Annotated in this window: 25 protein-coding genes; 14 read left to right on the top strand and 11 right to left on the bottom strand. The window is 62.7% G+C overall.

Going from position 1 to position 25,299, the window contains the following annotated elements:
* The first annotated feature begins 108 nt into the window (after positions 1 to 108).
* From NKG99_RS11830 to mmsB, 3 genes are all read left to right on the top strand, one after another.
* The gene (locus NKG99_RS11830; protein WP_352867546.1) at positions 109 to 1,278 is read left to right on the top strand and encodes an isobutyryl-CoA dehydrogenase; all 1,170 of its coding nucleotides are present in this window, start codon (positions 109 to 111) and stop codon (positions 1,276 to 1,278) included.
* Between the two features lie 50 nt (positions 1,279 to 1,328).
* Positions 1,329 to 1,697, top strand: a complete 369-nt coding sequence (locus NKG99_RS11825; RefSeq protein ID WP_352867543.1) for a four helix bundle protein — start codon at positions 1,329 to 1,331, stop codon at positions 1,695 to 1,697.
* Positions 1,698 to 1,777: 80 nt separating this feature from the next.
* Entirely contained in the window at positions 1,778 to 2,662 is an 885-nt protein-coding gene (mmsB, locus tag NKG99_RS11820) for a 3-hydroxyisobutyrate dehydrogenase (RefSeq protein WP_352867540.1), read from the top strand.
* A 303-nt stretch (positions 2,663 to 2,965) separates the two neighbouring features.
* Here the strand turns inward: mmsB and NKG99_RS11815 are convergent, their stop codons facing one another.
* The 6 genes from NKG99_RS11815 to NKG99_RS11790 form a co-directional block, all read right to left on the bottom strand.
* Positions 2,966 to 3,610 carry a cytochrome c oxidase assembly factor Coa1 family protein gene (locus NKG99_RS11815; RefSeq protein WP_352654976.1) on the bottom strand — a complete coding sequence of 215 codons (645 nt, stop codon included), beginning with the start codon at positions 3,608 to 3,610 and terminating at the stop codon, positions 2,966 to 2,968.
* Positions 3,611 to 3,692: 82 nt separating this feature from the next.
* Positions 3,693 to 4,058: a hypothetical protein gene (locus tag NKG99_RS11810; protein WP_352867538.1), complete on the bottom strand. Its 366-nt coding sequence runs from the start codon at positions 4,056 to 4,058 to the stop codon at positions 3,693 to 3,695.
* 142 nt (positions 4,059 to 4,200) lie between these two features.
* Positions 4,201 to 5,580 carry an aspartate aminotransferase family protein gene (locus NKG99_RS11805; RefSeq protein ID WP_352867536.1) on the bottom strand — a complete coding sequence of 460 codons (1,380 nt, stop codon included), beginning with the start codon at positions 5,578 to 5,580 and terminating at the stop codon, positions 4,201 to 4,203.
* A 248-nt stretch (positions 5,581 to 5,828) separates the two neighbouring features.
* Positions 5,829 to 7,898: a prolyl oligopeptidase family serine peptidase gene (locus NKG99_RS11800; RefSeq protein ID WP_352867535.1), complete on the bottom strand. Its 2,070-nt coding sequence runs from the start codon at positions 7,896 to 7,898 to the stop codon at positions 5,829 to 5,831.
* A gap of 70 nt (positions 7,899 to 7,968) precedes the next feature.
* The gene (locus NKG99_RS11795; protein WP_352867534.1) at positions 7,969 to 9,138 is read right to left on the bottom strand and encodes an MFS transporter; all 1,170 of its coding nucleotides are present in this window, start codon (positions 9,136 to 9,138) and stop codon (positions 7,969 to 7,971) included.
* Positions 9,139 to 9,234: 96 nt separating this feature from the next.
* Positions 9,235 to 9,579, bottom strand: coding sequence for a hypothetical protein (locus tag NKG99_RS11790; RefSeq protein ID WP_352867533.1), 345 nt, complete (start codon positions 9,577 to 9,579; stop codon positions 9,235 to 9,237).
* A 212-nt stretch (positions 9,580 to 9,791) separates the two neighbouring features.
* Here NKG99_RS11790 and NKG99_RS11785 point away from each other — a divergent pair, with 212 nt between their 5' ends.
* The 3 genes from NKG99_RS11785 (at position 9,792) to NKG99_RS11775 (ending at position 15,450) form a co-directional block, all read left to right on the top strand.
* Positions 9,792 to 11,369 (top strand): trimethylamine methyltransferase family protein, encoded by a 1,578-nt coding sequence (locus NKG99_RS11785; RefSeq protein ID WP_352867531.1) that lies wholly within the window; start codon positions 9,792 to 9,794, stop codon positions 11,367 to 11,369.
* A gap of 133 nt (positions 11,370 to 11,502) precedes the next feature.
* Positions 11,503 to 14,085, top strand: a complete 2,583-nt coding sequence (locus NKG99_RS11780) for a GcvT family protein (protein ID WP_352867530.1) — start codon at positions 11,503 to 11,505, stop codon at positions 14,083 to 14,085.
* A 9-nt stretch (positions 14,086 to 14,094) separates the two neighbouring features.
* Positions 14,095 to 15,450 (top strand): M24 family metallopeptidase, encoded by a 1,356-nt coding sequence (locus tag NKG99_RS11775; RefSeq protein WP_352867528.1) that lies wholly within the window; start codon positions 14,095 to 14,097, stop codon positions 15,448 to 15,450.
* On the opposite strand, the gene NKG99_RS11770 is transcribed toward NKG99_RS11775, so the two are convergent.
* Positions 15,415 to 16,242: a phosphate/phosphite/phosphonate ABC transporter substrate-binding protein gene (locus tag NKG99_RS11770; RefSeq protein ID WP_352867527.1), complete on the bottom strand. Its 828-nt coding sequence runs from the start codon at positions 16,240 to 16,242 to the stop codon at positions 15,415 to 15,417. The two genes, NKG99_RS11775 and NKG99_RS11770, sit on opposite strands and share 36 nt — an antisense overlap.
* Positions 16,243 to 16,325: 83 nt before the next feature.
* The gene (locus NKG99_RS11765; protein WP_352867526.1) at positions 16,326 to 17,336 is read right to left on the bottom strand and encodes a fatty acid desaturase; all 1,011 of its coding nucleotides are present in this window, start codon (positions 17,334 to 17,336) and stop codon (positions 16,326 to 16,328) included.
* 229 nt (positions 17,337 to 17,565) lie between these two features.
* Here NKG99_RS11765 and NKG99_RS11760 point away from each other — a divergent pair, with 229 nt between their 5' ends.
* Positions 17,566 to 18,423 carry a helix-turn-helix domain-containing protein gene (locus tag NKG99_RS11760; RefSeq protein ID WP_352867524.1) on the top strand — a complete coding sequence of 286 codons (858 nt, stop codon included), beginning with the start codon at positions 17,566 to 17,568 and terminating at the stop codon, positions 18,421 to 18,423.
* Positions 18,424 to 18,541: 118 nt separating this feature from the next.
* Positions 18,542 to 19,564: a betaine--homocysteine S-methyltransferase gene (gene bmt, locus NKG99_RS11755; protein WP_352867684.1), complete on the top strand. Its 1,023-nt coding sequence runs from the start codon at positions 18,542 to 18,544 to the stop codon at positions 19,562 to 19,564.
* A 14-nt stretch (positions 19,565 to 19,578) separates the two neighbouring features.
* On the opposite strand, the gene NKG99_RS11750 is transcribed toward bmt, so the two are convergent.
* From NKG99_RS11750 to NKG99_RS11740, 3 genes are all read right to left on the bottom strand, one after another.
* Positions 19,579 to 19,848 carry a hypothetical protein gene (locus NKG99_RS11750; protein ID WP_352867523.1) on the bottom strand — a complete coding sequence of 90 codons (270 nt, stop codon included), beginning with the start codon at positions 19,846 to 19,848 and terminating at the stop codon, positions 19,579 to 19,581.
* A 210-nt stretch (positions 19,849 to 20,058) separates the two neighbouring features.
* Entirely contained in the window at positions 20,059 to 22,245 is a 2,187-nt protein-coding gene (locus NKG99_RS11745; protein ID WP_352867521.1) for a vWA domain-containing protein, read from the bottom strand.
* Positions 22,246 to 22,247: 2 nt separating this feature from the next.
* Positions 22,248 to 22,808 carry an RNA polymerase sigma factor gene (locus tag NKG99_RS11740; RefSeq protein ID WP_352867681.1) on the bottom strand — a complete coding sequence of 187 codons (561 nt, stop codon included), beginning with the start codon at positions 22,806 to 22,808 and terminating at the stop codon, positions 22,248 to 22,250.
* Positions 22,809 to 22,965: 157 nt separating this feature from the next.
* On the opposite strand from NKG99_RS11740, the gene NKG99_RS11735 reads away from it, so the two are divergent.
* The 6 genes from NKG99_RS11735 to NKG99_RS11710 are packed head-to-tail and all read left to right on the top strand — an operon-like array spanning position 22,966 to position 25,294.
* Positions 22,966 to 23,289 carry an ArsR/SmtB family transcription factor gene (locus NKG99_RS11735; protein WP_023757734.1) on the top strand — a complete coding sequence of 108 codons (324 nt, stop codon included), beginning with the start codon at positions 22,966 to 22,968 and terminating at the stop codon, positions 23,287 to 23,289.
* Positions 23,286 to 23,696, top strand: a complete 411-nt coding sequence (locus NKG99_RS11730; RefSeq protein WP_352867520.1) for an SRPBCC family protein — start codon at positions 23,286 to 23,288, stop codon at positions 23,694 to 23,696. Before NKG99_RS11735 ends, NKG99_RS11730 begins: the two co-directional genes overlap by 4 nt.
* Before the next feature lie 50 nt (positions 23,697 to 23,746).
* Positions 23,747 to 23,968 (top strand): hypothetical protein, encoded by a 222-nt coding sequence (locus tag NKG99_RS11725; RefSeq protein ID WP_352867517.1) that lies wholly within the window; start codon positions 23,747 to 23,749, stop codon positions 23,966 to 23,968.
* An 11-nt stretch (positions 23,969 to 23,979) separates the two neighbouring features.
* Entirely contained in the window at positions 23,980 to 24,423 is a 444-nt protein-coding gene (locus NKG99_RS11720) for a DUF1801 domain-containing protein (RefSeq protein WP_352867516.1), read from the top strand.
* 29 nt (positions 24,424 to 24,452) lie between these two features.
* The gene (locus NKG99_RS11715) at positions 24,453 to 24,845 is read left to right on the top strand and encodes a VOC family protein (RefSeq protein WP_352867515.1); all 393 of its coding nucleotides are present in this window, start codon (positions 24,453 to 24,455) and stop codon (positions 24,843 to 24,845) included.
* A gap of 41 nt (positions 24,846 to 24,886) precedes the next feature.
* A complete protein-coding gene (locus NKG99_RS11710; RefSeq protein ID WP_352867514.1) occupies positions 24,887 to 25,294 on the top strand; it encodes a DUF1801 domain-containing protein in 408 nt (135 codons plus the stop codon).
* Positions 25,295 to 25,299 lie beyond the last annotated feature (5 nt).

The following is a 25,299-nucleotide window of genomic DNA, read 5'->3' as shown; positions in this document are numbered from 1 at the left end:
ATGGGGTCGGGTTGCGCGGCGGCATCATTGGTCTAGATTGGTGCGCGCGCAAAGCCAAAAACGACAGGCCAGCGAGGTAGCAGCTGGCCAGCACATAGGGAGCACGCCATGGACGCCGCGGTCGATGCGAGCACCAGCCAATTCGAACTCAATGAAGAGCAGCGTGCCATTCAGGAGATGGCGCAGGCCTTCGCCGCCGACCGCGTCGCACCGAATGCGCTCGACTGGGACCGCAACAAGCATTTCCCGGCCGACGTGATCCGCGAGACCGGACCTCTCGGGCTCGGCGGCATCTATATCAGGGACGATGTCGGGGGTTCGGCACTTGGCCGGCTCGATGCCGTGCTGATTTTTGAGGCGCTGTCGCATGCCGATCCGGCTTTTTCGTCCTTCATCTCGATCCACAACATGGTGGCGTCGATGATCGACCGTTTCGGCAATGACGAACAGCGCCAGCGCTTCCTGCCGAAGCTCACCTCGATGGAATGGCTGGCGAGCTACTGCCTGACCGAGCCCGGCTCCGGCTCCGATGCCGCGGCGCTCAAGACGCGCGCGGTGAAGAGCGGCGGCGACTATGTCCTCAACGGCACCAAGCAGTTCATCTCGGGCGCCGGCGACAGCGATGTCTACGCCGTCATGGTGCGCACCGGCACGGAGGGGCCGAAAGGCATTTCCACCATCGTCGTGCCGAAAGATGCACCAGGCCTCTCCTTCGGCGCCAACGAGCACAAGATGGGCTGGCATATGCAGTCGACCCGCCAGGTCATCTTCGAGGATTGCAAGGTGCCGGCGGAAAATCTGCTGTCCGGCGAAGGCGCCGGCTTCGGCATCGCCATGGCCGGGCTCGATGGCGGCCGGTTGAACATTGCCGCCTGTTCGCTTGGCGGCGCGCAGTCGGCGCTCGACAAGGCGCTCGCCTACACCGCCGAGCGCAAGGCTTTCGGCTCGAAGATCAACCAGTTCCAGGCTTTGCAGTTCAAGTTGGCCGACATGGAGACCGAGCTGCAGGCGGCACGTATTTTCCTTTATGCCGCCGCCTCGAAACTGGACCGCAAGGCGCCGGATGCCGGCAAATGGTCGGCGATGGCCAAGCGTTTCGTCACCGACACCGGTTTCAATGTCGCCAACGACGCGTTGCAACTGCTCGGCGGTTACGGCTACCTGCACGACTACGGCATCGAGAAGCTGGTGCGGGACCTGCGGGTGCACCAGATCCTCGAAGGCACCAACGAGATCATGCGCGTCATCATCGCGCGGGCATTAATTGGAAGGCAGTAGGCAGTAGGCAGTAGGCAGTAGGCAGTAGGCAGTAGGCAGTAGGCAGTGAGATGACCGGCAAGATCAATTCGTACAAGGATCTTATCGTATGGCAGCAGGCGATGGATCTGGCTGTCGCCACCTATTCCTTGAGCAAGACATGGCCAAAAGAGGAGTTGTATGGGCTGACCAGCCAAATCCGCCGTTCAGCGACCTCTATCCCTGCAAACATCGCCGAAGGTTATGGTCGAGACAATAGAGGCTCTTATCAGCAGTTTCTCCGGATAGCCCAAGGCTCGCTGAAGGAGTTCGAGACACATCTCCAGCTCGCCGAACGCATTGGGCTTGCCACGCATGATCAAGCTAATCATTTGCTGACATCCACCGAGGGCATTGGCAAAATGCTTCGCCAACTCATTGTCAGACTTACGCCGGAATAGACAGCCCTACTGCCTACTGCCTACTGCCTACTGCCTACTGCCTACTGCCTACTGCCTACTGCCTATCTCGGAGCACCACTATGACCACCATCGCCTTTATCGGCCTCGGCAACATGGGCAATCCAATGGCCGCCAATCTGGTCAAGGCTGGACATCAAGTGCATGGCTTCGACCTGATGCCGGAGAATTTGACCGTCGCGCGCGAGCATGGCGTCGTCGTCATGGCCAATGCACCGGCCGCGGTGAAGCATGCCGACGTGGTGATCACCATGCTACCGGCCGGCAAGCACGTGCTGTCGGTCTATGAGGACATAGTGCCCAAGGCGAAAAAGGGCGCGTTGTTTATCGATTCCTCGACCATCGACGTCGAATCGGCGCGCAAGGCGCACGCCCTTGCCGCCAAACACGGCCTGCTGTCCATCGATGCGCCCGTCTCGGGCGGCACCGGGGGTGCCGCGGCCGGCACGCTGACCTTCATGGCCGGAGGCTCCGGCGATGCCTTCGCCGCCGCCGAGCCGGTTCTCAAGCCGATGGCCGGCCGCATCGTCCATTGCGGCGGCGACGGCGCCGGCCAGGCGGCAAAGATCTGCAACAACATGATCCTCGGCATCTCGATGATCGGTGTCGCCGAAGCCTTCGTTCTGGCGGAAAAGCTCGGCCTCTCGCACCAAGCACTGTTCGACGTCGCCTCGACCTCGTCGGGGCAATGCTGGTCCCTGACCACCTATTGCCCGGTGCCCGGCCCGGTGCCGACTTCGCCCGCCAACAGGGACTACAACCCAGGATTTGCAGCCGCACTGATGCTGAAAGACCTGAAATTGTCCCAGGAAGCCGCGCAAAGCGCCGGCGCGGTGACGCCGCTTGGCGCCGAGGCAGCCCAACTCTATGCCTTGTTCAACGCCCAGGGACATGGCGGCGCCGATTTCTCCGGCATAATTAATTTTCTGCGCGGTAACTCAGCGTAACCAACGGATTTGGCACGCTTTTTCCGACTTCTTTCTGCAGAAAGAATGTAAATTTAGATTTGCTTAAGCTCTCGATAACTCTGCGGTAACGATGTCCCTATAAAACGGATTTCGAGGCGGACATATCGCATCCGCCCGGCGCTCCGGATCAGGTCTCGCGTACCGGAGCCCGTAAGTTTCGACAAGTGCCTGTAGGTTTCGCAAAGTGTTTGAGTAGCGAAGCGCCATGCGTATCTGGCAAAGCCGCGTTCCCGATGGAGCGCGGTTTTTGCGTTTCCGCCGGTTTATCCGCGCAGTCTGGTTTTATATTCCGATTGCCGCATTCGGGATCGGGACATGATCTTCGTTGATCAGCACGATCGGTGCATCGGCTCCCTCGAGCCTGACGACCAGCAGGCGCAGGCCCCACATGCCGGCGGTGCGGACAGCGGTTGAGTAGGCGGTGCCCTTGCCCTTGGCGCCGTGGACCGGAATGCTGAACTGGGCGTCACCAGCCCCATTCGCATTCACATTAAGATGGCCGCCGACCCAGAAACTGTCGGTCACATCATCACCGAGGGCGGCCTTGACGCGGTCGTCGGCGCGGAGCCTGTCCATCGTCATGTGATAGGCATCGCTGCCTTTCAGGACGTAGGGGATGCTGCCGACCATCGTCGCACAGCCGCCGATCCCGACCACCCACACGACAAGGCCGGCGATTGCCCAGTTGCGTTGCGTCTTGCGAAACTGTTCCGCGTCGCGCCAGGCGCGGTTCCGCCATGCCCAGCGACTGCCGCGCGCGCCCAGCACGATGATCATGATGATGTTGACCAATGGGATCAGCGCCAGCAGCGCGATGAACGTGCTGTTGCCGATACCCCAGATCCAGTTGAGGAAGAAGGCGCCCCAGTTCCAGCGGTCGAGTTCGGCTGGAATTTCAGCCGGCTGGTTGAGCGGTTGTCCGGCCATCGTGTCCCCCTTCGGTAACTGTACCGACTGGTTCTAGCGCATGCGCTGCTTGATGCGCAAAATCAAAGTTCTGCAACGTCAGTCAGGTCTTGTCGGACAGCCGGCGAAAGTTCGCCTTCACGGCACGGCTCGCCGGCTTCAGCGCGGCGCTGATCGAGCGTTCCGCCGCAACGCCGTTGAACAGAGACGGGGTGCGACCGGAATATATCTCCGGCCAGAACCGCGATGCCGACTGCAGGAAAGACATTTGCGCCGCGAACGCGCCTTCGGCCATCGCGACGGTCTTCTCGTTCACCGCACGCGCCGTCTCCGTATTCCATGGCTGGCTGCTCCCGCCATCCATCGCCATCAACGGCAGCCGCATCATCGCCACCAGAGGCGCCAGCATCAGGTCACCGCCGATGCTGGCCGCGTCTTGCGTCCGTCGGCTGTTGCCGGTCTTTCTCATGAAAACAAACCCCTTGTCGCGGCCGAATCAGCCGCTGCCCCACACATTACGCGCTGGGGATGGAAATTCGTTCCCTTATCGCTTGATCAAGTTGTCGAGGCCGGGCGCTCCCGCCGAGGAACGCCCGGTCGGGGCTCGAGCCCTACCGCTTGCGCAGATCGGCTTGCGCCAGATCCAGCGCCTTCGAGATACGGTCGCAAGCCATATCGATCGTATCGCGGGTCCAGATCAGCGGCGGCGACAGGATCATCGTGTCGCCGGTGGCTCGCAGCATCATGCCGTTCGCGATCGCATGGTCGCGCACGGTCACCGCCGCACTTCCCGCCGGCCGGAAGCGCTCCTTGGTCGCCTTGTCCTTGACGATCTCGATCGCCCCCATCAGCCCGATCGAACGCACCTCGCCGACGAGATCATGCCCGGCAACGCGCTCCTGCAACGCCTTTGCGAAATAGGGGCCGGTATCGTTCCGGACGCGGTCGACCAGCCCTTCCCGCTCGATGATCTCGAGGTTCTTCAGCGCCACGGCGCAGGCCACCGGGTGACCGGAATAGGTGTAGCCGTGATTGAACTCGCCGCCCTTCTCGACCAGCGTCGAGGCGATACGGTCGCCGACCAGCAATGCCGACAGCGGCTGATAGCCCGAGGTCAGCGCCTTGGCCGTGGTGATCGTGTCCGGCTCGATGCCGAGCGTCTGCGCGGCGAACCACTCGCCGGTGCGGCCATAGCCGGTGATGACCTCGTCCAGCATCAGAAGGACATCGTATTTGCGGCAGATGCGCTGCACCTCCGGCCAGTAGCTGGCCGGCGGTATCTTCACGCCGCCCGCTCCCATGACCGGTTCGCCGATGAAGGCAGCAACCTTGTCGGCGCCGGCTTCGAGGATCGCATCCTCGACGGCCTTTGCCGCGCGCAGGCCGAAATCATGATCGCTCTCGCCAGGCAACGCCAGCTCATAGGCATAGGGCATCATGACATGGACGATGTTGGGCACGGCGCCGCCGAGCTGCTTGTGCATGGGATCCATGCCGCCGAGCGAGGTGCCGGCAACGGTCGAGCCGTGATAGGCCATCTTGCGCGAAATGATGCGGTTCTTCTCCGGCCTGCCTTCCAGCACCCAATAGTGGCGGACAAGGCGCAGCGCCGTGTCGTTGGCTTCCGAGCCGGAGGAGCCGTAGAACACCTGGCTGACGTTCTTCGGTGCGATTTCCGCCAGCTTCTTGGACAGCAGCACGGGCGTCGGCGTCGAGCATTTGAAGAAGGAGTTGTAGTAAGGCAATTCCTTCATCTGGACATAGGCGGCCTCGGCCAGCTCGTCACGCCCATAGCCGACGTTGACGCACCACAGCCCGGCCATGCCGTCAAGGATTTCAGCCCCTTCGGAATCGTAGATGAATGGTCCGTTGGCGTGGGTGATGATGCGCGAGCCGGCCTCGCGCAGTTCCTTGTGATCGGTGAACGGATGGAGATGATGCGCGGCATCGATCTGCTGAAGCTGCTTCAGCGAATAATTCTGATAGGTCATGGATGTGATCTTTCCTCTGGATTCTATCCGGCCCAAGCCGGGGCGAATGCATCAGAGGCAAGCAGGCGGCGAATAACCGATGCGGGCGCACAGCCGCAAAAGCTCGGCGCGCAGCGTGCGCGATGACGGTGTCACCGCGATCCGGAATGCACGAGCTGATAGCCTAGCGAGAGCCATGGCAGACACCTTAGAGCAAAGGGCGGTCGAGGTGAACCACTCCTTTGCTCAGGCGGCGCCATGGAAAGAGGTCAGGCTTCGCCGCTCAACGCCCTTTGTAGAAACACATATTTCATCGCGGTCTGCGCCGCCTGCGGCCGGCGGTCGCCGCGACCGCCATGGCCGCCTTCTGTCTCCTCGAAGAACATCGTCTTGGCATGACCGGCTTCCTGCAGACGCGCGGCCATCTTGCGCGCATGGCCGGGATGGACCCGGTCATCGGCGGTCGAGGTGGTCAGCAGAACCGGCGGATAGGCGGCACCGGCATCGACATGCTGGTAGGGCGAATAGGCGGAAAGCCACTTCGCGTCTTCCGGTTTCGACGGATCGCCATACTCGGCCATCCAGGAGGCACCGGGCGGCAATTCGGTGTAGCGCAGCATGTCGAGGAGTGGCACCTCGATGATGACGGCACCGAAAAGTTCGGGGCGCTGCGTCAAGGAAACGCCGGTCAGCAAGCCGCCATTCGAGCCGCCCTGGATGCCGAGCGAGGCTGCTGTCGCAATCCCGCGTCGAACGACATCCTGCGCAACCGCGGCGAAATCGTCGAAGCCATTCTGGCGATTGCCCTTGAGCGCCGCCTGATGCCAGGCCGGGCCGAACTCGCCGCCGCCGCGGATGCAGGCCTGCACATAGGCGTTGCCCTTCTCCAGCCACAGCCTGCCGCGCACGCCGGCATAGCCAGGCAGCAACGGCACTTCGAAGCCCCCATAGCCATAGAGCAGCGTCGGCACCGGACCTTTCTGGTCGCGCCGCCTGACGACGAAATAGGGGATCATCGTGCCGTCCTTCGAGCGCGCCTCGAACTGTTCCGAGATCAGCGGCGAGGCATCGAAACGCGCCGGCTGCGATTTCACGGTGGCCAGCGTCTCGCCATTGTCGTCCGACCAGATGATCGAGCTCGGCGTCAGGAAATCGGTGAAGGAGAAGGAAACGCTCGAGCCGAACTGTTCGGCATGGCTGATGCCGACATTGCCGTTTTCGGGCAACGCGACCGGTTTCAGCGACCAGCCTCGATCGGTCCGCTCGCAGACGACGACCTTGCCGCGCACATTGTCCATCAGGTTGATGAACAGCCGGTCCTGCGTGCGGGCAATGCCGGCGATGGAAACGCGATACGCCGGCTCGAACAAAGTCTCCACCGGGCCGAGCGCGTCGGTCTTGACCCAGTGCGCCAGATCCAGCGAATAGAGGCCGTCAGGCTTGCACAACGTGCCGTCGGGCGCCGTCCACGGGCTGCGCAAGCCGAAGACGAGCTGATCCCTGAAGATCGCGGTGTCGGTCATGTCGTCCGGCAAAGGCAGACGTCTGTTTTCACCGGAAGGCAGCCGGAGGAAGATGTGCGAAGCGAAGAAATTCAGCGTCCGGGCCAGGATCAAATAGCGCTTGTCGCCGTCGAACTCGACAGCTGCGCCAACGGCCAGATCCTCTTTCTGCGCCTCGAAGATCGGTGTCGCGTCTTCGAGCTTCGTGCCGCGCTTCCAGAGCTTGACCACGCGCGGATAACCGGACTCAGTCTTGTCGGCTTCCTCGAAGGCCGCCGAAACGATGACCATGTCCTTGTCCAGCCAGCTGAAACCCGACTTGGATGCGGGCGCGCGAAACCCATCTTCTACAAAGGATTTGGTTTCGATGTCGAACTCGCGCATCTCGCTGGCGTCCCCGCCATCGGGCGACATCGAGACAAGGCAGCGACTGAAGTCCGGATAGAGCCGGCTGGCGCCGCTGAACACCCATTTGATCCCCTCCTTCGCCGCAAGCTGGTCGAAGTCGATGATCGTTTCCCAGTCGGGCTTCTCGGTCTTGTAGGACGCGACCGTCGTGCGACGCCAGAGGCCGAGCAAATTGGTCTTGTCCTGCCAAAAATTGTAGACATGGCCTTTGAGTGCGGCGCCGACCGCGATGTTGTCCTCGGCCGTCATCAGGTCGAGCGCGGTCTGGAACGACGCCTGATAGGATGGATCACCCTGCAGCTCGCCAACCGTGACCTCGTTCTGGCGATGCACCCAGTCGAGCGACTGCGTGGCTGTCCTGTCCTCCAGCCAGAGGAAGGGATCGTTGGTCTCGGTGGCGGATCTTGGTTTTTGGCTGGGCTTGGTCATGAGGTCTCCGATAAACGCGTCGCTTTTGGCATTGCCAACATCGATATGCCATGTCCGATATTCAATATGTTCAACGCACGATTGAGGCTTTCCGCCGGCCAGCCAGGCTCGCGATCGCCAGCGCCAGGCACATCAGGCCGAGCGTGATCGGCAGCCCGCCGGCGCCCAGAATATCCATGGCGCCGCCCGCCAGCGGCGGCACGGCGATGCCGCCGACGCCCCACATCAAGGAGAACGCTGCGTTGCCGGCGACCAGTGTCGAGCCTGTGAAGCGCTCGCCGAGCTCGATGATCGACATCGTGTAGATGCCGTAGGAAACAGCACCCCAGATGAAGATCATCGGCCAGACCAGCGGCGTCTCGATGAGCGGCGGCAAAAGCGCGCAGCCGAGCACCGTCAAGGCAACACAGACAAGCCGCACCAGGCGCGCGGAAAGCCTTTCCGCCAGCAAGCCAAGCGGCACCTGCATGGCGATGTTGCCGGCAATCATCACCGACAGCAGCGCCGACATGCGGGTTTCAGTGATGCCGTGATGGGTGCCATAGACCGGCAGCAAGGCCAGCGCCCCCTGTTCAAAGCCGGCGGCCACGATGACGGCAAACAAAAGCAGCCAGGCCAGCGGCACGAAGCCAAGCACCGAAACCTGGTTCCCCGCCTCGTCGACCTTTGGCAGGCGCTGCAGCACCGAGGCCAGGCAGATGCCGCACAGCACGAAGGCGAAAATGCCGACGAGGAAGGGCGGCCAGCCTTCCGTGCCGACGGCAAGCAAGCACAGCGGCCCGGCCGCGAAACCGGCCGAGATGATCGTCGAATAAACACCCATGACGCGGCCGCGCCGCGTCGGCGGCGCCAGCGCGATCACCCAGATCTCGCTCAGCACATAGAGCGGATTGGTCACCACGCCGATCAGGAAGCGCAGCGGAAACCAGAGATAGACGTTCTGCGTCCAGCCGATCAGCGCCAGCACGATTGCCGACAGAGCAGCACAAATGAGCGCCGTGCGCCCTGCCCCGAACCGCCGCGCCAGCGCCGGGATCAGCGGCGACGACACGATGAAGCCGATCGGCGTCATCGCCGCAGACAGGCCGATCATCGCCGGCGAAACGCCCTGACGCTGCAGGATGAAGCTCAGCAGCGGATAGGACAGCCCCTGCGCGATGGCGAACACCGAGACGGTCGCGATCACCCCCGTGATCGCCGCCCACTGCATCGTCTCGTCGTTCGATTCCGCCAGGTTCATTGTGCGCACCGCTATCGGGGTTGCAGGATTAGCGACTGCGTCATCTGGTGGTAAGTCCCCTGGCGGGAGAAAACTGCTTGCTCCAGACAATGCCTGTCAGGAGGCTCGGCCTGTCAGGAGGCTCGGCGCCCGGACGAGCGATACAGCGCGAACATCACCGGCACCGCGTCGAGGCCGGCGGTAACGACCGGCAGTCCGAGCGGAAAGGCCGAGCGGGATCTGCAGCGGGATGTTGCCCAGCGAAAGCGCCATCATCAGCGAGGCCAGTACGGCTTGCGCCAGGCCGTAACTGGCGCCGAAGACCGGGATCAGCGCATAGGTGCTCTGCTGGACCGCGGCCGAGATCAGCACGGCAAGCAGCAGCGCCGGCGCCAGCTTGGCAAACCCGATAAGGCCGCTGGCCGTCATCCTCGAAACGGGTGAGCTTTGATGAGACGGCATGCAGGATCACCGCACAGAGCGTAAAGCCGGCGACAGCGACAAGAAAGGCCGGCCAGCGAAATCCGCTTGCGCCAACGGGGCAATGCAATCGGGGCCGCGCAACTGCCGTTCCGGTATGTCGCTTCCCTCGCCCTAGTGGTCGCCGCCTCCGCAATGGCTGGACAGCCGCCGGTCCATTATGCCGCCCGCTATCGCATCGTACGAGGACCACCATGACCGCCGCCCTACAACCAGCAGAACCGGCATTGGCCACCGATCGCGCCCGTCGCGGTGGCCGCGCCGGAAAGCGCGCCGGCGGCTCGGCCGCGTTCGAGCAGCCGGCTTTCCGCCAGCTGAAAAACCCGCTGACGCCGACCAGGCTGGTCTCCGACGACGAGCTGGAATCGATCCACCTCGCTTCGTTGCGCGTGCTGCGGGAAATCGGCGTCGACGTGCTGCATGACGAAGCCCGCCGCATCATGAAAGCGCATGGCGCCGACGTGCGCGATGGCAGCGAGCGGGTGCGCTTCGACAGCGACATGATCCTGGAACTGGTGTCGCATTGCCCGTCGGAGTTCACCATCCATGCCCGCAACCCCGCGCACAATGTGCGCTTTGGCGGCAATAATGTGATCATCTCGATGATGGCGTCGGCGCCCAATTGCTCCGACATCGATCGTGGCCGCCGGCCTGGCAATCAGCAGGACTACCGCAATTTCCTCAAGCTCGCGCAGATGCACAATATCCTGAACTGCACGGGCGGCTATCCGGTCGAGCCGACCGATATCCATCCATCCGTCCGCCATCTCGAATGCATCCGCGATCTCAGCGTGCTCACCGACAAGGTGTTCCACATCTATTCGCTCGGCAAGGAGCGCAATGTCGACGGCATCGAGATCGCCAGGATCGCGCGCGGCATCAGCCACGAGCAGCTGCTCGAAGAGCCGTCCGTTTTCACCATCATCAACACCAATTCGCCGCTCAAGCTCGATGTGCCGATGATGGAAGGCATCATCCAGATGTCGAGCAAGGGCCAGGTCGTGGTCGTGACGCCGTTTACCCTATCGGGTGCCATGGCGCCGGTCACCATCGCCGGCGCGCTGGTGCAGCAAAACGCCGAAGCACTTGCCGGCATCGCCTTCGCGCAGATGGTGCGCAAGGGCGCGCCCGTCGGCTATGGAGGCTTCACCTCCAATGTCGACATGAAGTCCGGTTCACCGGCCTTCGGCACGCCGGAATACATGAAGGCGCAGCTCGTTGGTGGCCAGCTTGCCCGCCGCTACAACATACCCTACCGCACCTCCAACACCTGCGCCGCCAACACGGTCGACGCGCAGTCGGCCTACGAAAGCGTGTTCTCGCTGTGGGGCGCCATCCAGGGCGGCGGCAATCTGATGATGCACGCCGCCGGCTGGCTCGAAGGGGGCCTGCGCTGCTCCTACGAGAAGACCATTCTGGACATCGACCTGCTGCAGATGGTGGCCGAATTCCTGACCCCGCTCGACCTTTCCGAGGAGGCGCTCGGCTTCGACGCCATCCAGTCCGTCGGCCCTGGCGGCCATTTCTTCGGCACCCAGCACACGCAGGACCGCTACAAGACCGCCTTCTACTCGCCGATCCTGTCCGACTGGCGCAATTACGAGACCTGGGCGGAAGCCGGCTCGCCGACAGCGCTCGAAAAGGCCAACAAAGTCTGGAAGGAACGGCTTGCGTCCTACGAAGAGCCCTACATGGATCCGGCCATCCGCGAGGAACTCAACGCCTTCGTCGCCAAGCGGCGGTCCGAAGGCGGCGCGCCAACCGATTTTTGATCATTGCCTTGATGAATAGCCGACCCCCACTCCGTCGAGCTTCGCTCGACACCTCTTCCCCGATCGACGGGGTTGAGGAAGGGTGCACACCGCGCCCACTCGATTCAATTCCTTCAAAAACGGACCTATCTTGATGAAATCTCATGTAAAAGCGGTTGTCATCGGCGGCGGCGTCGTTGGCTGCTCGGTTCTCTATCACCTGGCCAAGGCTGGCTGGACCGACATCATGCTGATCGAGCGCTCGGAGCTAACCTCCGGCTCGTCCTGGCACGCGGCGGGCGGCTTCCACACGCTGAACGGCGACCCCAATGTCGCCAAGCTGCAGGCCTATACGGTGCAGCTCTACAAGGAGATCGAGGAAATATCAGGCCAATCCTGCTCGCTTCACCTGACCGGCGGCGTGATGATGGCCGATACGCCGGAACGAATGGACTTCCTGCGCCTTGCCCACGCCAAGGGCCGCTATCTTGGCATGGACACCGAGCTGATCACCCCGTCCGAAGCCAAGGCGATGTTCCCGCTGATGGACGAGACCAATTTCGTCGGTGCCATGTGGGATCCGGTCGAAGGCCATCTCGACCCGTCCGGCACGACCATTGCCTACTCCAAGGCGGCGAAGAAGCTCGGCGCCGAGATCGTGCTGCGCAACCGCGTTGTCGAACTGACGCAGGAGGTCGACGGCACCTGGAATGTCGTCACCGAACAGGGCACGGTGAAGGCCGAGCATGTCGTCAACTGCGGCGGCCTGTGGGCGCGCGAGATCGGCCGCATGGTCGGCGTCGAACTGCCGGTGCTGGCCATGGAGCATATGTATCTCCTGACCGAGCCGATGCCGGAGGTCGAGGAATTCAACAAATCGACCGGGCGCGAAATGATCGGCGTGCTCGACTTCAAGGGCGAGATCTACACCCGCCAGGAGCGCAACGGCATCCTGCTCGGCACCTATGAAAAGGCCTGCAAGCCGTGGTCGCCGATCAACACGCCGTGGGATTTCGGCCACGAACTGCTGCCGCCGGACCTCGACCGCATCGCGCCGTCGCTGGAAATCGGTTTCAAGCATTTCCCCGGCATCGAGAAGGCCGGCATCAAGCAGATCATCAACGGCCCCTTCACCTTCGCGCTCGACGGCAACCCGCTGGTCGGCCCGGTGCAGGGCCTGACCAATTTCTGGTGCGCCTGCGCGGTCATGGCCGGCTTCAGCCAGGGCGGCGGCGTCGGCCTCGCTTTGTCGAACTGGATGGTGCATGGCGATCCCGGCTTCGACGTCTGGGGCATGGATGTCACCCGCTTCGGCGAATGGGCCGGCCTGCGCTACACCAACGCCAAGGTGCGTGAAAACTATTCGCGGCGCTTCTCCATCCGCTTCCCCAATGAGGAACTGCCGGCGGCGCGCCCCGCACAGACGACGCCGCTCTACGACACCATGCTAGCCAACAACGCCGTCATGGGCGACTCCTGGGGCCTCGAGACACCGCTGTGGTTCGCACCGAAAGGCAAGGAGCCCAGGGATATCGTCTCCTTCCATCGCTCCAACTATTTTGGGCCGGTCGGCGAGGAAGTGCGCGCCACGCGGGAGCGCGTCGGCGTCACCGAGATCGCCAACTTCGCCAAATACGAAGTGTCTGGGCTAGCGGCTGAGGATTTCCTCAACCGGTTGATGACCAACCGCATGCCGAAGACCGGCCGCATCGTGCTGACGCCGATGCTCAACGAATTCGGCAAGCTGATCGGCGACTTCACCATCGCCAAGGCCGCCCCCAGGGGTGGAGAAGACCGCTTCATGATCTGGGGTTCGTCGGCCGCGCAGAAATACCACATGCGCTGGTTCGAAAAACATCTGCCGAAGGATGGATCGGTGCGCATCCACCGCTTCGACCAGACATTGGTCGGCCTTTCGATCGCCGGACCGAAATCGCGTGACCTGCTGCAAAAGCTGGTCGACGTCGACATCTCGACAAAAGCCTTCCGCTTCATGGATTTCCGCGAAATGGCGGTCGGCGGCGCACCTTGTCTCGTCAACCGCATCACCTACACGGGCGACCTCGGCTACGAGATCTGGATGGCGCCTGCCTATCAGCGCCTGGTCTACCAGGCGATCAAGGACGCCGGCAAGGAATTCGGTCTCGTCGATTTCGGTATGCGCGCTCTGCTCTCCATGCGCCTGGAAAAGAACTTCCCGACCTGGTTCCGCGAGCTGCGGCCGATCTACGGGCCGTTCGAAGGCGCGATGGACCGCTTCATCAAGCTCGAGAAGAACGATTTCATCGGCCGAGAGGCTGCCGCCAAGGAGCACGCCGAGGGACCGAAACTGCGCCGCGTCTCCTTCATCGTCGATGCAGCCGATGCCGACGTCATGGGCGACGAGCCGATCTGGGCCAAGGTCAGCAAGGACTATGGCACGGTTGAAAAGCCGCATGGCTATGGCGCGCCGCGCTTCGACACGGGCGGCAAGGAGATACGCGGCTCCAAGGCCGCCGAAGGCGCTTCGGCTGTACGTGGCATCGTAGACGGCGACTGGCGCGTGGTCGGCTGGGTTACGTCGGGCGGCTATGCCCACTATGTGCAGAAGTCGATGGCGCAAGGCTATGTACCAGCAGCACTTGCCGAGGACGAAAGTGCCGGACTGTTCGAGATCGAGATCCTCGGACACCGGCGTCCGGCCCGCATCAATGTCGAAGCACCATTCGATCCGAGCGGCGAGAAGATGCGGACCTGAGGTTCGACCATGGACAGCGCGGGGCCAAAGGGCAGCTTTGGCCGGCATCGCAAGATCATGCCGTTCGAGCCGGGCTCGATCGAGGCGCTGCGCGACGCCTCCCGCCAGAAGGCGGCTTCGCTCAACCAGCATGTTCTGGGCTATGGCGCGCAGGCGGAAGCCGAATGGGCCGCGGCGGGCATTGCCGCTCCCGACCTGCCGGCGATGCGAAAATACCGGCTGGAGCGCATCCGCGCCGAGCTGAAGCGCCGCGGCTATGCCGGTGCCCTGCTCTACGACCCCGTCAACATCCGCTACGCCACCGACAGCACCAACATGCAGCTGTGGGTGGCGCACAATCCGACACGGCATTGCTTCGTCGCCACCGACGGACCGGTGATACTGTTCGACTATTTCTCCTGCGAACACCTGTCCGATCATTCCGGCGTCGTCGACGAGGTGCGGCCGGCGGTGTCGTGGATGTATCTCTATAGCGGCGAGCTTACGGAGCAAAAGGTCCGCCGCTGGGCCGCCGGCATCGCCGATCTGGTCAGGGAACATGGCGGCGGAAACAGCCGCATCGCCGTCGATCACATCAACCCTGAAGGCGTCGAGGAACTGGCACGCCTTGGTGTTTCGATCGGCAATGGCGAAGCGGTGATGGAGAATGCGCGGCTGATCAAGTCGCCGGACGAAATCCTCGCCATGCGCCGCGCCATCGTCGCGTGCGAAGCAGCGATGGGCGAGATGGAACAGGCCCTGAAGCCTGGCATTTCCGAAAATGAGCTATGGGCCGAACTGCATCGCGGCAACATCGCGCGCGGCGGCGAATGGATCGAGACCCGGCTGCTGACGTCAGGGCCGCGCACCAATCCATGGTTCCAGGAATGCTCGTCTCGAAAGATCGAGGCCGGTGACCTCGTCGCCTTCGACACCGACCTGATCGGCCCCTACGGCTTCTGCGCCGACCTGTCGCGCACCTGGCTGTGCGGCGACGCAAAACCGTCTGACGAGCAGCGAGAGCTGTTCCGCATCGCCGCCGACCAGATCGCGCACAACACGGCATTGATGCAACCGGGCATCTCGTTCCGCGACCTCGTCGAACGCTCGGCGGTGCCGCCGGGTGACTGCTTCCCGACGCGCTATGGCGTGCTCTATCATGGCGTCGGCCTGGCCGATGAATACCCGACCTTGCCGCATGCCTGCGACTGGACATCAGATACGCCGGACGGCGTGCTGGAACCGGGAATGGTGTTGTGTGTGGAAAGTTACATCGGCAGGCTTGGCGGGCGCGAAGGCGTCAAGATCGAGGAACAGATCCTGATCACCGCGGCCGGCAACGAGCAGCTTTCAACCTATCCGCTTGACGAGCGGCTGCTCGGCTAGGCCGGCAAGGACCTCGCGCAGCGCGGTTACCGTCTTTTCCGGCGTCGTTGCGGCGGTGATGTAGGGCAGGCCCTTGCGCCGTCCCGTCCAGCCAACGACCCTTACTTTCCGAGCTGCCGGCTCGAAGCGCTGCGCCAGCACCCAGCTCTCGCAGTCGATGGCCGCGACATCGGCCTTGCCCTCGGCAATCGCGACGATCGAGGAACGGTGCCCGCCGCTTTCGCTGCGCGAGGCAAAGAGGTCAAGGCTCTCGCCCATTGCCTCCAGGTCGCGCGTCAGTCCGATCAGGCCGGACATGGAATCGAGATTGTTGAAGGTGAAGCGCCTGCCACGGATGCGATCGAGCGGGATCAGCGGGCTGCCGTCATCTGGCGAGGCAACCGACGGCGCGCCATCCGCCAGCATAACGATGGCGCTGGAGTAGAGCTCACCCTGCCCGCCTTCATAGGCGTCGTAGCTCGGCTGGCCGACCACTTGCACATGCCTGGACAGACCTAGTTCCATCGGCCCCCAGCAGGTCTGCGAGAAAAGCAGCGCCGGATGCAGCCACAATTTGAGAAAGTCGAGTTCGTCCGGCGACAATGTCGCCCGATCGGATGCAATCAGTTTTCCCTGGGCATCGTGAATGCCGCCCGGCACCGGCGGCAGGTCACCATTGCGGCGCGCGATGGTTTGCGGCGCGTCGATACCCTTTTGCCGGAAGGCATCGCGCAGCAGCGCCCATTGCGCGTCGACGTCATCGCGCACTTCAGGCCAGTCATACATCGGCAACGCCGCAACCAATTCGCTCATGTCGGAATTCGACCGCTATGCCCGGGATTGAAGGGAACCGACCGCAGCCAGTCTAGCACGCAGCACCTGCCTGCCACAAAAACTCATTCCTTGGGCGGCTCCGCGGGAACCGGCGCACTGCCAAGCCCGCTGATGCTGCGCGCCCTGACGCGTGGCTTGAACGCCCTGCCGGGCTCCGCTTGGCGCCGCAGCACCGGGTGCACGACCGGCTCCTTCGCCTTGAACGCATAGGCTTTGATCAGCGCGAAATAGTTCGGATAGGCATAGCCATTGTTCATCCGCAGCCATTCCTCACGGCGGTCACGAAACAGGTTGGGCAGCTTGTACCAGGCTACTGTCGGGCTCTTGTGGTGGACGAAGTGCAGATTGTTGTTGAGGAACAGGAACGACAGCGGCGAGCGCTCGACGATCACCGTGCGGCCTTCCGGATGTTCCGACCATTGATGCTCGGCGAAAGTACGGATCGAGATCAGCGACTGGCCGAGCCAGACCGGCACCAGAATGTAAAGCCACAGCGGGATGCCGAAGCCGGACTGGACGATCGGCACCACGATGGCAAGGCCGATCGCATGCAACAGCCAGGCCTTGCGGATCGCCTTGTCGCCGGCGATCATCTGCTTGGCGTCGTCGATGAAGAAGCCGATGCAGGACAGCCAGGGGCCGAGCACGAACCGGCCGGCCATGGTGTTGTTGATCTTGAGCACGAATTTCATCGTCGGCGGCAGCTCGTGATGCTGCCACAGCGCCTGGTAATAGCTTTCCGGATCGTCCAGCGGATCGGTCAACCGCTCGTCGGCGTGGTGGCGCAGATGGATGGTCTTGAAGCGGCGGAACGGCCAGACCAGGCCGATCGGCAGGAAGACGAAGGCTTCGTTGACCCGCGCGTTGCGCGTCGGATGTCCGTGCAGCGCTTCGTGCATGATCGAGGATTGCAGCGCGGCGGTGAAGGCGAGGACGGCGAGCGCCAGGATGGGGTAGGATGGCCAGAGCAGGAAACCGGTGGCGAGCCAAGTTGCGTAACAGAAGAAGGCGAGTACCACGGTCGGCCACTCGATGGCCGGTACTCTGTGTCGCCTGATGCTCTTGCTCGTCATGCTATCGACCACTGCCCCTCAGTCGCCGGAGCCCCAATTGGTTCCTGACAGCATTGTGTCAGGAGAATTGATTCCTCTCAACGAGACAAAGTGCACAAACTGTTGCGATTGCGCATTTTTGACCGCACATGTTATACATTGTAAACAGACTTAGGGATTTATTTACGCCTGAGAAGCACGTGAAGACGCTTCAGCGCAAATTTTTCCTCAATCGGACCGGAGCACCGATATGGACAAGCGCGACCTGTCGACCATCTTCCGCGAGCGCCTGAAAATGCTCTTGACACGCTCCGACCTCAACCAGTCGGCCTTCGCGACGGCGGTCGGCATCGACCGCTCGGCGCTGTCGCAGCTGCTGTCGGGCGCCTCGACCCGCCTGCCCCGCGCCGAAACGCTGCTCAATATCGCCGCCGAGTTCAAGGTGTCGCTCGACTGGCTTCTCGGCCTCAGCCAGGATGAGGGCCTCACCGGCGAAATCCGCGAGAGCCTTGAGATCGAGGAGGCACCGGACGGGTTCGACCGCACGCTGCTGGCCAAATGGCACGCCGAGGCCGCCGGCACCAAGATCCGCTACGTGCCCGCCGGCATTCCCGATCTTCTGCGCACCGAGGCGCTGATCGAGTATGAGGCGGGCATCGCCAACAAGAGCCGCCTGGCGCAGGCCGGCGAAACACAATACCGCATCGACTACAACAGGCGGCCGGAAACCGACATGGAAGTCTGCATGCCACGCCACACGCTGGAGATCTTTGCACGCGGGCTGGGCGTCTGGGATCGTTTCCCGGAAGCCGACCGCCGCGCCCAACTCCTGCACATGGCGACGCTGCTCGACGACCTCTATCCAACCTTCCGGCTGTTTCTCTATGACGGGCGGATGCGCTATTCGATCCCCTACACCATCTTCGGACCCTATCGCGCCGCCATCTATGTCGGCGACATGTATCTGGTGCTCAACGCCACCCAGCCGATCCAGACGCTGATCCAGCATTTCGACAATCTGATCCGCGCCGCCGACATCAACGCGCACGAGGCGGCAGGCTTCGCGCACAGACTGGCCGGCATGTCGTTCCCAACAGGCACTGTCTGAGCTTGGGCGATCACGATCCTTTGGGCGGGCGGGGTGCCGCCGCCACTGCTATTTCATTGACTACACATAAAGACTTCTTTATATCCTTATTCGAATTCGAAACATGAAAGCCAATCCGATGACGACCACCAACCCAATCGACGCGCTGCTGGCTGAAAAGGGCGTGCTGCTGGCCGATGGCGCCACCGGCACCAATCTGTTCGCCATGGGTCTGGAGGCCGGTGAGGCACCCGAGCTGCTGAATGAGACGGCGCCCGACACCATCACCAGCCTGCACCAGAATTTCGTCGATGCCGGCGCCGACATCATCCTCACCAACTCGTTCGGCGGCACCCGTCACCGCTTGAAGCTGCACCATGCGCAGGACCGCGCGCATGCGCTGAACAAGCGCGCCGCCGAGCTCGCCCGTGCCGTCGCCGACAAGGCCGGCCGCAAGGTGATCGTCGCCGGCTCGGTCGGCCCGACCGGCGAATTGCTGGTGCCGCTTGGCGCCATGACCTATGACGAGGCGGTCGACGCCTTCGCCGAGCAGATCGAGGGCCTCAAGGCCGGTGGCGCCGAAGTTGCCTGGATCGAGACGATGTCGGCTCCCGACGAGATCCGCGCCGCGGCCGAGGCTGCCATACGCGTCGGCCTCCCCTACACCTACACCGGTTCCTTCGACACCGCCGGCCGCACCATGATGGGCCTGCTGCCGAAGGATATCCACGGCGTCACCGACGGACTTTCGCAGGCACCGCTCGGTGTCGGCGCCAATTGCGGTGTCGGCGCCTCCGATATCCTGGCCTCACTGCTCGATATGACCGAAGCGAAGCCGGAGGCGACGGTTATCGTCAAGGGCAATTGCGGCATTCCCGAATTCCGCGGCACCGAAATCCACTATTCCGGCACGCCCGAACTGATGGCCGACTATGTGCGCCTCGCCGTCGATGGCGGCGCCAAGATTATCGGCGGCTGCTGCGGCACCTCGTTCCAGCACCTTGCCGCGATGCGCAAGGCGCTCGACGCCCACACCAAGGCGGATCGTCCGACTGTTGCCGCGATCGTCGAGCGCATCGGTCCGATGCGCAACAAGGTGGCGACGGAAAACACCGCCGAGACCAGCGAAGCCCGCCGCGAGCGCCGCCGCGGCCGGGCCTGACCCATGGTTTTCGACTATTCGCTGTTGTCGGCGTAGCTCGACTGCGCCGACTTGAAGTCGACCACATTGTCGCCGCGCATCGTCATCAGCGCGCCGGATGAAACCGGATCGGTTATCTGCTCCAGCATGATGCGGAAGCGGTCGTTGGTCAGCGCCGACATGGCGGTGTCGCGCGCCTGCGCGACATCGTCGCTGATGCGCCTTGATTCGGATGATGGGGCTGATGAAACCGCGGAGGCGTCGCGTGCTGGCGGTATCGAGTTGACGATAGTCCTGATCTGCAATTCCGGCTCCTCAAGCCCCGTAGACATGTCCCGTGTAGCAAGGAGGGGGTTGCGATCCAGTACCGGAAATGCGGCGCAATTTAACGACCCGGGAAATTGCAAAAAAGGCCGGCAAGGGAATGAATCCCTCGCCGGCCTGCCTCACCCGCCCGTAGGTCGGCTTCCCCTATCAGAACGATCCCATCTGAAAGAAACCGGCCGTTATCACCACTACCGGTTACCGCCCAGCGCCGAGGCAAGGCGCACAAGCGAGAGGAACTCGGACCTGTACCCAAACGGGTCGGCTCCTCGAGCGGCAGTGGCGATCTCCATGATCTTGTCATAACCGAACTTCGCGGTCGCATCCTCGTCGCGCAGCTTCTGGCCGAAGGCCGCGACCGCGACGGAGAAACGCTGGTCGGTGCTGGCCTGGTCGAACGACGAAATCTCATTGGCCGAGGTCACCGGTGTGGTGATCAGCTTCGAGACGTCCTCGTTGGGCAGCTTGTAGCGGATCTTGACGAAGGCATATTCGTCCGCATTGGCGACACCGCCATTGTTGACCGACGCCTGGCCATAGCGCAGCGGATCGATCTGTTCCCCGCCGCCGCCCTTGGGTGTGATCTCGTAGATCGCGGTGACCGAGTGGCCCGAGCCGATATCGCCGGCATCGACGCGGTCATTGTTGAAATCCTCGCGGTTCAAGGCGCGGGTCTCGTAGCCGATCAAGCGGTATTCGGAGACCTTGTTCGGGTTGAACTCGACCTGGATCTTCACGTCCTTGGCGATGGTGAACAGCGTCGAAGAGGCATCCTCGACCAGCACTTTCTCGGCCTCGGCCAGCGTGTCGATATAGGCGGCGGTGCCGTTGCCGTTCTGGGCAATGGTCTGCATCATCTGGTCGTTCAAATTGCCTCGGCCGAAACCGAACACCGACAGGAAGACACCGGTCTTGCGCTCGCTCTCGATCAGCCGCTTCAGATCATCGTCATCGCTTTGGCCGACATTGAAGTCGCCGTCGGTGGCGAGCATCACCCGGTTGACGCCGTCCTTGACGAAGGATTTCTGCGCCAACCTGTAGGCTTCATTGATACCCGCCTCGCCGGCCGTGCTGCCGCCTGGCCTCAAATTGTCGATGGCACTGAGAATCTTGTCCTTTTCGGACGCCTTAGTCGGCTCCAGGACCGTACCGGCATCACCGGCATAGGTGACGATCGAGATGGTGTCGTCCGCCTTCAGCTTGCTGACCAGCAGCCGGAATGCCGACTTGAGCAGCGGCAGCTTGTCCGGCTCGTCCATCGAGCCCGAGACGTCGATCAGGAAGACCAGATTGGCCTTCGGCTGCTCGGCCGGCTTGACGTCAAATCCCTTGATGGCGACGTGCATCAGCCTGGTGTGCGTGTTCCACGGCGTCGGCATGACGCTGACGGTCGAGTTGAACGGCGTCGAGGCCGAATCCGGCCCCTTCCAGTCATAGGGGAAGTAGTTGATCATCTCCTCGACGCGCACCGTATCGGCCTGAGGCAGGGTGCCCTGTTTCAGCGAACCGCGCACAAAGGAATAGGAAGCCGTGTCGACATCGATCGAGAAGGTCGAGACCGGATCCTCGAGCGCGGCATGCACCGGATTGGTCTTGAAGTCCTCGACGCGGTCGCGGTTTTCCTGTTGCGGCTGCATCTGGTCGGCCGGCAAGGTCGACGGCTGCGGCACCATCAGCTTGGACTCGGCCCCTTGGACGCGACTGGCCCGCGCGGCATGGGGCGCGCTCGGCATTAGGCCAGCACTCTCCCGCGAAACCTCGCCGCTGGGCGCAGGCGCCGGCCTGGGAGCTGGCAAAGTTCCATACTCTGTCTCTTTGCCACTATAGGTCTTTAGGTCAAACCTCGACGACACGGTGGGAGTCGCCGACGCGTTCGGTTGTGCCGCACCGCCGGTAACGGTCGATTCGGATTTCGGCGGCGATGCCGGCGCCACGAGCGCATCGGTGGCATCGCGGCTTTCCACATCGGCGTCGGCCTTCTTGTCCTTCGCCAATTCGGTGGGAGCCGGCTTCGGCTCGGCGGTGGTCGGCTTCAGGGTCGCCGGCTTGTCGGCCAGCGTCTCGCTGATCTTCTCGTCGCCGCCGAATTTAGGCGGCTGCTCCCTCAGCATATGGAAGGTGGCGTATCCGGCGATCGGCAGGGCGACGAGCCCGGCAAGGGCCGGCGTGGCAATGAGTTTCTTTTGCATGATCTCGCTCCAGAGCTTTTGTGCTCGCTCTGTGAGACGAAGCCCGCCAACCGATCCTTGGGTGACGGCAGAAATATTTTCCTGATCATAGGCGCGCAGGGCGGCCTCAAAAGCACGTGCCTTCGCGCTCCCGCCCGGCGCCGGTGCCGCGATGTCGCGCAGTTTCTTGAGTTCGTTGTCGTCGACCATGGTCACACTTCCCCGGCCGTGCGCATCAGCGTCTTCAGCCGTTTCTTCGCTTCATGGATGTGCCAGGAAACCGTCGTCTCCGAGATCGCCATCGCTTCGGCGGCGGACGCGTGGCTCAACCCTTCGCCATAGACCAAAAGCACCGCGTCACGCTGCTTATCCGGCAATTGCCGAACCGCTGCCCATAGGGCGTCGGCCGGGTCTTCCGGTTCGGCCGACGCATCGCCCGTGATCAGCGCATGGATGCCGTAGGCCTCGGTCTTGACCGTCTCACGCGCGGTCTTTCGCATCGTGTCTCGCGCGGCGTTCATCGTCACGGAATAGAGCCATGTCGTGAAGGCGCCGCCGCCGCGATAGTCGCGGATCGCCTTGCCGAGCCGGACGCAGACCTCCTGGGCGATGTCTTCGGCGTCCGCCTTCCTGCCGCACCATCGATAGGCGGCCCGATAGACAAAGTCGTAATGGCGCTCCAGCAATGTGCTGAAGGCCCCCCTGTCTCCGCCCTTCGCCCGCCCGATCAATTCGGCGTCGGAGGCTTCGCTCTCATCCAGCATCATCGCCATCATTTGCCTGTTGGACGAAGGCTAATGGCTAATCCTTGGGGTAATGGAAAGATTTTTTCGGAAACGGCCGGATCGTGACCATCAACGCCCCTGCTTGACACATCCATATCTCGGTGGTTATACGTTAAACCAATAGCCGCCGGGTTATCGATCCCAAATGACGAACGCTCACGATGTCCTCTTCAGAACGCTCTCCGATCCGACGCGTCGTGCGATCTTCGAGCGCTTGTGCCGCGAGGGCGAACAGACGGTGGGAGCGTTGACGGCTCAATCCGGGGTCTCGCAGCCCGCGGTGTCGAAGCATCTCGGTCTTCTCAGGCAGGCCGGACTGGTGCGCGATCGCCATGAAGGACGGCAGACCCATTACAGCGCCCAGCTCGCAGCACTTTCCCCACTAACCGACTGGACGAACCAGATGAACGCGTTCTGGCAGAGCCGGTTCGACGACCTCGAAAATTTGCTCAAAAGAATGGACCAATGACCAGCACAGCGACCGAAACGCGCTCCGTCATCGTCGAACGTGATATCCCCTATCCGCCGGAGAAGATCTGGCGCGCCCTCACCCAACCGCATCTGATCGAGGAGTGGCTGATGAAGAACAACTTCAAGCCAGTCGTGGACCACCGTTTCAATCTCAGCGCCGACTGGGGCGGCGTCGACTGTCGGGTCCAGACGGTCGAGCCCAACAAGACGCTATCCTACACCTGGGATACCAAGGATCTCGAGAGCGTGGTCACCTGGACGCTCACCGCTACGAGCACGGGGACCCATCTGCGCATGGAGCAGACGGGCTTCCGGTCGGACCAGCAGCCCTACTTCCGCGGCGCCACCGTCGGCTGGCAGAGGTTCCTCGCTGCCCTGGAGGATGTCCTGGCGCGGCTGGATTGAAAGCCGCCGGCAAGCGGATCGCTGGGTCCGCTTCGGCCCGTTGACAGGAGGTGCCATTGGACAAGTGGATTCGGCAAATTCATCGCTGGCTGTCGATCATCTTTACGCTGACCGTCATCGCCAACTTCGTCACCATGGCATTCGGGCAGCCTCCCGCCTGGGTGGTCTACTCTCCGCTGTTACCGCTCGTCCTGCTGCTGTTCAGCGGCCTGTACATGTTCGTGCTGCCCTATGCCACCAAGGGACGCGACGCGCAGCGCGCGGACGGATAGGTGTGGGCAGAATGGCCAAGACGCTGGGACAATCCATCAAGGCCAAGGCTGCACCGGTGCTGCTCTCGGGCGGCAACCCGCAAATCGCCAAGGGCGACGGCGACGCCCCCGTGCAGGCATACATCGCCGCAATGCCAGGCTGGAAGCGCGATCTCGGCGAGCGCCTCGACGCGCTCATCCAGCGCAGCGTGCCTGACGTGCGCAAGGCCGTGAGATGGAATTCGCCGTTCTACGGCATCGAAGGCCAAGGCTGGTTCGTGACGTTTCATGTCTTCACCCACTACGTGAAGGTGACCTTCTTCAGCGGCATGTCGTTGCGGCCGATCCCACCCGGCGGCACGGCGAAGAGCAAGGATGTGCGCTGGATCGACATCCGCGAAGACGACCAGTTCGACGAGGCGCGGATGGCGGACTGGGTGAAGCAGGCCGCCGCCCTGCCCGGCTGGGTCCCGTAGCGACCGAATACGACAGAGGAGAAATAGCCATGAAGATCAAGCTGACCAGTGTGCACGTGGACAACCAGGAGAACGCACTGCGCTTCTATACCGACGTGCTCGGCTTCACCAAGAAGGCCGATTTCAGCAATGGACCCTATCGCTGGCTGACCGTGACCTCGGCCGAAGAGCCTGACGGGACCGAGCTGCAGCTCGCCCTCAACGACAACCCGGCGGCCAAGGCTTATCAGGAAGCCATCTTCAAGCAGGGGCAGCCCGCGGTTATGTTCTTCACCGACGACGTCAAGGGCGACTACGAGCGCATCAAGGCCAAGGGCGGCGCGTTCACCATGCCGCCGACCGAGGTAACCGGCTCGACCATCGCTCAGCTGAACGACAGCTGCGGCAACCTCGTTCAGATCACCCAGCTGGCGCGCTGGTAAAGGACGGCGGTTGAACGCGTCGAGGCACAGGAAGGCACCCAATGAACCCATCCGAACAGATCGACCAGCTGATCGCCGGCCTCAAGGACTGGCGCGCCGAGACGCTCACCGGCATCCGCAAGACCATTCTTGCAGCCGACCCGGACATCGTCGAGGAGTGGAAGTGGATGGGCAGCCCGGTATGGTGCCTGGACGGGAACATCGTCGTCGGCAATGCCCACAAGGACAAGGTGAAGCTCACCTTTTTCCATGGCGCCAGCCTGCCCGATCCCGACAAGCTGTTCAACAACGGTTTTGGCGGCAAGGTGTGGCGGGCAATCGATATCCTTGAGGGCGACAAGCTCGATGAGGGCGCCCTGAAAGACCTTGTCCGGGCCGCCATCGACTACAACCGGGCCAAAAAGAAGAAGAAAGCGCCGGCGGGTGCTCGGGCGAAGGCGCAGAAGTAACGGGT

The organism is Mesorhizobium sp. M1409, from assembly GCF_040317535.1.
Taxonomy (GTDB): Bacteria; Pseudomonadota; Alphaproteobacteria; order Rhizobiales; family Rhizobiaceae; genus Mesorhizobium.
The sequence above is the reverse complement of the archived record's forward strand: the minus strand, read 5'-3'. Positions and strand labels throughout refer to the sequence as shown.

What these genes read in the sequence shown, in the direction of transcription:
- NKG99_RS11785 (WP_352867531.1), top strand. Translation starts at nt 9,792, where the DNA reads ATGACCGCCGCCCTACAACCAGCAGAACCGGCATTGGCCACCGATCGC.
- NKG99_RS11795 (WP_352867534.1), bottom strand. Translation starts at nt 9,138, where the DNA reads ATGAACCTGGCGGAATCGAACGACGAGACGATGCAGTGGGCGGCGATC.
- NKG99_RS11825 (WP_352867543.1), top strand. Translation starts at nt 1,329, where the DNA reads ATGACCGGCAAGATCAATTCGTACAAGGATCTTATCGTATGGCAGCAG.
- NKG99_RS11730 (WP_352867520.1), top strand. Translation starts at nt 23,286, where the DNA reads ATGACCAGCACAGCGACCGAAACGCGCTCCGTCATCGTCGAACGTGAT.
- NKG99_RS11715 (WP_352867515.1), top strand. Translation starts at nt 24,453, where the DNA reads ATGAAGATCAAGCTGACCAGTGTGCACGTGGACAACCAGGAGAACGCA.
- NKG99_RS11710 (WP_352867514.1), top strand. Translation starts at nt 24,887, where the DNA reads ATGAACCCATCCGAACAGATCGACCAGCTGATCGCCGGCCTCAAGGAC.
- NKG99_RS11805 (WP_352867536.1), bottom strand. Translation starts at nt 5,580, where the DNA reads ATGACCTATCAGAATTATTCGCTGAAGCAGCTTCAGCAGATCGATGCC.
- NKG99_RS11770 (WP_352867527.1), bottom strand. Translation starts at nt 16,242, where the DNA reads ATGAGCGAATTGGTTGCGGCGTTGCCGATGTATGACTGGCCTGAAGTG.
- NKG99_RS11790 (WP_352867533.1), bottom strand. Translation starts at nt 9,579, where the DNA reads ATGCCGTCTCATCAAAGCTCACCCGTTTCGAGGATGACGGCCAGCGGC.
- NKG99_RS11720 (WP_352867516.1), top strand. Translation starts at nt 23,980, where the DNA reads ATGGCCAAGACGCTGGGACAATCCATCAAGGCCAAGGCTGCACCGGTG.
- NKG99_RS11735 (WP_023757734.1), top strand. Translation starts at nt 22,966, where the DNA reads ATGACGAACGCTCACGATGTCCTCTTCAGAACGCTCTCCGATCCGACG.
- NKG99_RS11765 (WP_352867526.1), bottom strand. Translation starts at nt 17,336, where the DNA reads ATGACGAGCAAGAGCATCAGGCGACACAGAGTACCGGCCATCGAGTGG.
- NKG99_RS11740 (WP_352867681.1), bottom strand. Translation starts at nt 22,808, where the DNA reads ATGGCGATGATGCTGGATGAGAGCGAAGCCTCCGACGCCGAATTGATC.
- NKG99_RS11830 (WP_352867546.1), top strand. Translation starts at nt 109, where the DNA reads ATGGACGCCGCGGTCGATGCGAGCACCAGCCAATTCGAACTCAATGAA.
- NKG99_RS11815 (WP_352654976.1), bottom strand. Translation starts at nt 3,610, where the DNA reads ATGGCCGGACAACCGCTCAACCAGCCGGCTGAAATTCCAGCCGAACTC.
- NKG99_RS11780 (WP_352867530.1), top strand. Translation starts at nt 11,503, where the DNA reads ATGAAATCTCATGTAAAAGCGGTTGTCATCGGCGGCGGCGTCGTTGGC.
- mmsB (WP_352867540.1), top strand. Translation starts at nt 1,778, where the DNA reads ATGACCACCATCGCCTTTATCGGCCTCGGCAACATGGGCAATCCAATG.
- NKG99_RS11810 (WP_352867538.1), bottom strand. Translation starts at nt 4,058, where the DNA reads ATGAGAAAGACCGGCAACAGCCGACGGACGCAAGACGCGGCCAGCATC.
- NKG99_RS11800 (WP_352867535.1), bottom strand. Translation starts at nt 7,898, where the DNA reads ATGACCAAGCCCAGCCAAAAACCAAGATCCGCCACCGAGACCAACGAT.
- NKG99_RS11775 (WP_352867528.1), top strand. Translation starts at nt 14,095, where the DNA reads ATGGACAGCGCGGGGCCAAAGGGCAGCTTTGGCCGGCATCGCAAGATC.
- NKG99_RS11760 (WP_352867524.1), top strand. Translation starts at nt 17,566, where the DNA reads ATGGACAAGCGCGACCTGTCGACCATCTTCCGCGAGCGCCTGAAAATG.
- bmt (WP_352867684.1), top strand. Translation starts at nt 18,542, where the DNA reads ATGACGACCACCAACCCAATCGACGCGCTGCTGGCTGAAAAGGGCGTG.
- NKG99_RS11745 (WP_352867521.1), bottom strand. Translation starts at nt 22,245, where the DNA reads ATGGTCGACGACAACGAACTCAAGAAACTGCGCGACATCGCGGCACCG.